Source organism: uncultured Allofournierella sp., assembly GCA_944382705.1.
Classification (GTDB): domain Bacteria; phylum Bacillota; class Clostridia; order Oscillospirales; family Ruminococcaceae; genus Allofournierella.
In genome coordinates, this window is sequence record CALWNE010000058.1 from 39625 (window position 1) to 45918 (window position 6294).

Below are 6294 nucleotides of genomic sequence, written 5' to 3' on the forward strand. Positions count from 1 at the left end.
CTTCTTTCGTAAACAGTCGATTATTGCTCAAGCAGCTGCAAAAATTCTTCTTCTGTCAATACAGGGATGCCCAATTGCTGCGCTTTGGTAAGTTTGGAGCCAGCTGCTTCGCCAGCTACCACATAGGCTGTTTTTTTGGAAACTGAGCCGCTGGCTTTACCGCCGTTGTTTACAATCAGAGCTTCTGCCTCAGAACGAGACAAGGTGGGCAGTGTACCGGTAACAACCAGGGTCATGCCAGCCAATGCATCCCCTTTCTCCTGCCCAATCCATTCCATATTGACCTGGGCTTCTTTCAAGCGGGCCAGCAAATCGGCGGTGCCTTCCTTAGAAAAGAATGCCACCACACTTTCCGCCATCACCTGACCAAACCCTTCAATTTTAGCAATCTGCTCCACATCAGCTGCAGCAATAGCGTCCATCGTGCGGAATTGTTCTGACAACAGGGCTGCCGCTTTTTCGCCTATGTTTCGGATTCCCAGTCCAAACAGCAGCTTGTCCAGATTATTGCCTTTGGAATTTTGGATGGCATTCAGCAGATTTTGTGCACTCTTTTGCTTGAATTTTTCCAATTCCAAAAGTTGCTCCATTGTAAGTTCGTATATATCGGCTACCGACTGGACATATCCTTTTTCCACCAGCTGCGAAGCCACTGCCTTGCCCAGGCCATCAATGTTCATGGCATTCCGGCTAGCAAAGTGAATGATATTGCGCAAGGCCTGTGCTGGGCATTCCGGGTTTACGCAGCGCAAGGCAGCCTCGCCCTCCAAACGCACCGCAACTGCGCCGCAGGACGGGCAGATGGAGGGCATTTCAAAGGGTTCTGCACCTTCGGCGTGCTGCGTAACGGCGACCACCTCCGGGATAATGTCCCCAGCCTTACGCACAAGAATCGTATCACCCAGACGAATATCCATTTGACGGATAAAATCCTGGTTGTGCAGAATAGCACGGGAGACCGTGGTCCCTGCCAGTTGTACCGGTTTAAATACAGCCGTAGGGGTAAGCACACCAGTACGGCCAACGGTAATATCCACCGACAGCAACTGTGTTTCTTTTTCCTCAGGGGGATATTTAAAAGCCACTGCCCAGCGAGGAAATTTGTTGGTGCTTCCAAGCTGTGCCCGCTGATTAAAGTCATCAACCTTGATGACAGCACCGTCGATGTCGTAGGGCAGCGTTCCTCGCAGCTGGCCAATCTCCTCAATTCGTTGGATGGCTTCTTCCATGGTGTCGTATACTTTATAGTTGGGCGAAACCGGAAAACCCAAATCCTTTACATAGTCCAAGCTTTCTTTGTGGCCGTTCAGCTGTTTGCCCTGAATCTGCTGGATGTTAAAAACAAAAACGGAAAGTCCACGACTGGCGGTGATGCGGCTGTCCTTTTGACGCAGGGAGCCTGCCGCTGCATTGCGTGGATTTTTAAAGGGTTGTTTGTCGTTGAGTTCCTGTTCCTCCACCAGCTGCACAAAGGCGGAGTGAGGCATATACACCTCGCCTCGCACCTCTAAAAAAGCAGGTGCATCCACCAGCTGTTTGGGGATATCCTTAATAACAGCCAAATTTTGCGTAACATCTTCGCCTACAATGCCATCGCCCCGGGTAGATCCACGCACAAAAACCCCGTTTTCATATTCCAGGCTAACAGAAAGACCATCGATCTTGGATTCCACCACATATCGAGGCTGAATCCCCTCTGCACGAACCCGGCGGTCAAATTCCCGCAGTTCTTCCAAAGAAAACGCATCCTGAAGGCTTTCCATCTTAACTGCGTGGGTTACCTTGGCAAAACGGCCGGAAGGGGTGCCACCTACTTTTTGGGTGGGAGAATCCGCCGTAATCAACTGAGGGAACTGAGCTTCCAGCTCTTTCAGTTCACGGTTTAGGGCATCGTATTCAAAGTCTTCCAGTTCAGGGGCATCCTGATCGTAATAAAGTTGGTTATTGTATTCAATGATGGTTCGCAGCTCCTGAATTCGCTGCTTTGCCTGTTCCAATTCCAAAAAAGTCACCTCGTTTTTTGCAGGATCTTCTCCGTCTTACCGCAAAGTGATAGGCCGTCGAAAAAATCCTTTATGGCGAGAATACTCTGTCATGAGTAGAAAGCATCGCCTAGTTGTTTATTATAGCACATTTCCTAGCAAAATTAAGCAAAGGGAGAGCAGTTTTTAAAACTGTTCTCCCCTATTAAAGCATACTATTCCACATTTACCTGCGGCACCTGGCCTACAATTAGCACCTGAGCCGCAAGCACCTTGCTGTTAACACGAACGGCCATCGTCTGCCCTGCATAGAGAGCCCCCAATTCCAGCTGTACATCCAAAGTCAGTTCCCACCGTGATTGGTTGATTCCCACGCTTTCAAAGGATGTAACAGTTTCGGTTTGGGGTGTAGTAAGCGGAACCAGTTGAATTTCCAAGTCTGGGCCAGATTGCTGGAACAGCTGAATGTCCAATAAAGTACCCAGCGGAATGTAAAAACGCATCTGCTGGGATTGCGCCAGCTGCTGCGTTAGCTGTTCTGCCAGTGCATCCTCAAGCCGGCTTACAGCCAAACCATTCACCTGAATGCTTTGCACCTGGCCTGCCTGGTTATAGCTGACCTCATAAAGATTTTGGTAAAGATTTGGTTGTTGCTGCAGCAATGTATGATAGGTTTGCTGGATTGTTCTTATTAAAAAATGCTCTGCCTGGCGGGAAATTGTCGCCTCAATGATGGGCCTCAGGGAGCAGTCCAGCCGAACAAGACCAAACAGACAGATTCCCACCAGCATCAGTAACCCGGCCAGCCGACGCTTGCAGCCCCCATGCCTGGTTGGAGCGGTTTGGTAGCGGTTTGCCTGTTTTGTTTGCATAAAATCTGCCCTCCTGCCCCTTAGGTTGATTTAAATTCTATACTGATATATTCATTGTTTAATCAAAATGTGCCTGAGGGAAACAAAAAGAGCAGCTATTCTGCAACAATAAACGCAGAACAGCTGCTCTGGGCAGCATAAAAATTATTGTACACTCCCATCCTATTTTGTCCCTACTCTCCCCTCTATTTTGTCCTTTTCCTCTCGGCTCTCCGGGAACCACCGCTGGCTCCTATATCACCCTGTTTCGCACACGATAAAACCGGTTTTCCAGATGCAGCTCCAGTGGATATTTGAGTGGAGCGCAGGGAGAGATTGGAATAGATTAGAGTAAATTAGAAATAATCAGGGATAACGAAAAGAGGTTTGTAGTTATTTAAAGACAAAAGAAAACAGGAGAAAATAAGAGTATTTAATAGATTTTAAGAGAAAATCCATTCTCTCTAGGTGACGGCAAAAGGCTGTCCGGCTACACCTTCCTGCTTACTGCCTGCCAAAAACTCAATCGGTGAGAGGCAGAGAACAGCAGAGGATATTGGAGAATCTGCGTAAATAAAAAAAGAGAGAACTGCCCATATTGAGCAATTCTCTCTTTGTTTTACCCTTGTTTATCCTATCCGGTCATGGACAAAATAGGATGTGTTCAAGGACAATATAGATGGTTCGAGGATAATTATTAGATGGAAATGGTGTTGGCCACATCCAGCATAATGGTATCGATGGTTTTCTTCATGGAAAGAGCTACATTGATATCATAGTCCACAATTTTATCGGCAGAAATTGCAACTACACGGTTGAAAATTCCCTTTTCCAGCAGATTTACTGCATGATAGCCCATCTGAGAAGCGGTTACACGGTCACGCAAGGTGGGAGAACCGCCACGCTGCACATGGCCCAGGATTGTTGCGCGGGAATCAATACCGGTTTGTGCCTGGATTTCAGCGGCCAGCTCCTGGGTATGACCAATCCCCTCGGCAACAATAACAATGAAATGTTTCTTGCCGGTTTTCTGGGTTTTGCGCATACGAGCCAGAATGTCGTGATCCAAATCATAGGGGCGCTCCGGAATCAAAATAGCCAAAGCACCGGTGGCAATGCCCACATTCAGGGCAATGTAACCTGCATTGCGGCCCATAACCTCAACAACACTGCAACGGTCATGGCTTTGCGTAGTATCACGCAGCTTGTCGATCATTTCCACCGCAGTGTTCATGGCGGTATCGTAACCGATGGTGTACTCACTGCAAGCAATGTCGTTATCAATGGTGCCAGGAATGCCAATGCAGGGAATGCCCAGGTTTGCCAGAGCGCAAGCACCACGGAAAGAGCCATCGCCACCAATTACAACTATGGCGTCAATGCCCAATTCAGCGCATTTTTCAGCACCCTTTTTTTGATACTCGGGGTCAACAAATTCCAAGCAGCGGGCCGTGTACAGAATGGTACCGCCCCGGTGGATAATTTCAGAAACGCTGCGCAGGTTCATTTCGTATACTTCGCCATTCAACAGGCCATTGTAGCCACGCTGAATGCCCATAACACGGATGCCCTTGCTCAAGGCAGTACGCACAACCGCACGAACTGCTGCGTTCATGCCAGGTGCATCGCCGCCGCTGGTAAGCACGCCGATGGTCTTGATTTCCTTGTACATAAGTTAGCCCCTCCTAAAAATTAAACCTGTCGATTCATCTCACAACATTGATATAATTATAACATCAAGGCAACAAAAATGCAAAACAATTTTTTAACTTTCCCCAAGAAATCCAGAGAATTCTCTGGCATTACCGAATGGCCACATTCTTTTCGCCCAAAATTCGCTTGAGCTCCCGGTACAGCGCTGCATGGTGTGCAGCCCACATGGAGCGAGGTGCCAGCATCAGTTGACTTTGATCCTCGAAGTACATATACACCGGAACGGCACCTTCAAAAATCTTTAGCAGATTTTCTACTTTGCGAAACGCCGGGCAGTCCTTACTGGGCAGCTTGAGATACAGCCCTTTTTGAGGCTTTGCAGGCATCTGCTCCGCCTGAGCTGCATCGGCAGCTGGTTCAACAGGCTGCGGCGCTTTTTGTGTGACTGCGGGCTGTGGTGATTCATAAGTACCCAAACGGCTTTCGTAACGGCTGATATCCACAATTTCCTCCGCTATAAGCTTGGCTGCTTCGTCATCCTTTATAGAGACCCTGCCCTGCACTACTACAACCGCATTGTCCTGCAAAGCATCCCGGCAGTTGGCAAGAACTTTAGGAAACACAATCACTTCCATGGTACCAGACAAATCCTCGATGCTTGTAAAGGCCATCATGGTGTTGGAACGGGTGGTCATGAATTTGGTCTTGATAACCGCACAAACTACCTTTACAACACTGTTATCGTACCGTTTTGCATCTTCACAAGTCAATTCACTAATCTTGCAAGCGGATATATTTTTGATGATTTGCCGATAAGAGTCCAAGGGATGGCCAGACAGATACAGGCCGCTTACCTCTTTTTCCATCTGCAAAAGTTCCTGCAAAGGATACTCCGCCACAGCGGGCATGTGGTAATCGTCCATATCATCTTCGGCACTCATCTGACTGAATAAATCCAGCTGGCCAGCTACATTTTTGCGGCTGTCGTTTTCTACACTTTTTAAAATAGCCTCAATACTTTGCAGCATGGCCCGCCGGGTGGCGCCCATTTCATCAAAAGCGCCGCATTTAATCAGGCTTTCCACTGCCCGGCGGTTCAGTTCCGTTCCTCGCATTCGCTTGCAAAAATCATATAGGGACCGGAACGGCTCCTGCTTACGCTGCGCTACAACCGCAGCAATCAGGTTTCTGCCCACATTCTTAACGGCATTCAAACCAAATCGAATGCTTCCCTGATGCGCCGTAAAACCTCCATCACTCACATTGATATCAGGGGGCAGAACCTTGATGCCCAGCCGCTGACATTCGGATGAATATTCAATGACCTTATCGGTGTTATCCAGAACACTGGTGAGAAGGGCCGCCATAAACTCTATGGGATAGTGGCACTTCAGATAGGCTGTTTGATAAGCTACATAAGCATAACAGGCCGCATGGGATTTATTGAAGGCATAGGATGCAAAGCTGGACATGTCGTCGAAAATGGCATTTGCGGTTGCTTCATCAATTCCGTTCGCCACACAGCCCACGCATTCTGCACCTGGTTCCTGACTGCCGTGGACGAAATGCTGGCGTTCTCGCTCCATGACATCGTGCTTTTTCTTACTCATGGCACGGCGCACAAGGTCTGCCTGTCCCAGTGAGAAGCCGGCCAGTTCCCGGCAAATTTGCATTACCTGTTCCTGGTACACAATGCAGCCATTGGTAACATCCAGAATATGAGCCAGCTGCGGGGTTTTGTACTGCACTTTTTCTGGCTGGCTGCGGTTGCGCAGGTAGGTTGGGATGGAGTCCATGGGGCCGGGCCG

The 6294-nt window shown here is 48.6% G+C and carries 4 protein-coding genes; all 4 read right to left on the bottom strand.

Annotation, left to right across the window (positions count from 1 at the left end; translation table 11 throughout):
* Window positions 1–20: 20 nt before the first annotated feature.
* Window positions 21–2003 carry an NAD-dependent DNA ligase LigA gene (ligA, locus tag ACH2EM_RS09130; protein WP_395152083.1) on the bottom strand — a complete coding sequence of 661 codons (1983 nt, stop codon included), beginning with the start codon at window positions 2001–2003 and terminating at the stop codon, window positions 21–23.
* Window positions 2004–2197: 194 nt separating this feature from the next.
* Window positions 2198–2854, bottom strand: coding sequence for a sporulation protein YunB (locus tag ACH2EM_RS09135; RefSeq protein ID WP_395152085.1), 657 nt, complete (start codon window positions 2852–2854; stop codon window positions 2198–2200).
* 676 nt (window positions 2855–3530) lie between these two features.
* A complete protein-coding gene (pfkA, locus tag ACH2EM_RS09140; protein WP_395152087.1) occupies window positions 3531–4505 on the bottom strand; it encodes a 6-phosphofructokinase in 975 nt (324 codons plus the stop codon).
* A 130-nt stretch (window positions 4506–4635) separates the two neighbouring features.
* On the bottom strand, window positions 4636–6294 hold a 1659-nt coding region (gene dnaE / locus ACH2EM_RS09145; protein WP_395152089.1), incomplete at its 5' end, for a DNA polymerase III subunit alpha.